The organism is Brevundimonas sp. CURTG3B2_SDJG (assembly GCF_057364705.1).
In genome coordinates this window covers 1-774 of record NZ_JBNFOJ010000547.1, presented here as the reverse complement: position 1 = coordinate 774, position 774 = coordinate 1, and the positions used below count along the sequence as shown (strand labels likewise).

Here is a 774-nt window from a genome sequence, read left to right as displayed (position 1 = left end):
AGGCCGATCCCGGCCCCGACGGCCCGCCCCAGCAGCAGGCGGCGGTTGATGGGCATGGCATGGGTCATCGGCGTTGGAACTCCGGCGACATGAGCAAGAGGGTGAGCGCCTCGGCGCGGCTTTCGGCGCGGGCGACGGCGAGCCGGGTGCGTTCCCCCAGCCTGGGACCCAGCGCCCCGGCCGCGATCGCGCTGGGATCCGGAACCTGGGCGGCGTCGCCCACGGTCTTGGCCCAGTTCAGCCGTCTCAGCCAGGCATCCGGGCCGGCCCAGTCGGCGGCGGTGTCGGGCCAGCCTTCGGGCGAGGGGGCGCTGAAGGCCGGCTGACCCATCTGGATCAGCGCCTGCTGCAGCGGTTGCGGCCGCTGCGGGCGCGTGCCCAGCGCCCGGTGGCTGGAGACGATGAACTCGTAGGGGGTCTTGATCTTGGCCGCCGCCGGGGTCCACGCCTCCGGCGCCTCGACCAGCGTCCTCGCCACGACCGCCAGATCGCCCCCCGAACCGGTCCACGCCGCGTCCAGGCGGTCGACCAGGGCCTGGGGCGGGTCGTCCGCCACGAAATGCCGGGCGATGTTGCGGGCCAGACGCCGGGCGGTCTCGGGCCGGTTGGCGAGATCGCGCAGGATAGCCTCGCCCTGTCCGGCGCCGTCCTCGGCGTAGGTCCTGCCCATCACCGTCCGCGCGCCCGGTTCGTGGACGTTCGGCCGGAACAGGAAGCCGTTGTCGCCCCGGTTCGCCCGTCGTGGCGTCCGGGGGCGGCCCGCGCGGCCTGCCG

Annotated in this window: 1 protein-coding gene; it reads right to left on the bottom strand. The window is 75.1% G+C overall.

Annotated features, from left to right (window positions below; genetic code table 11):
* Positions 1 to 64 precede the first annotated feature (64 nt).
* Positions 65 to 774, bottom strand: a 710-nt coding sequence (locus tag AC2W7C_RS18595) for a DUF1800 family protein (protein ID WP_486002667.1), incomplete at its 5' end; no start/stop codon positions are given.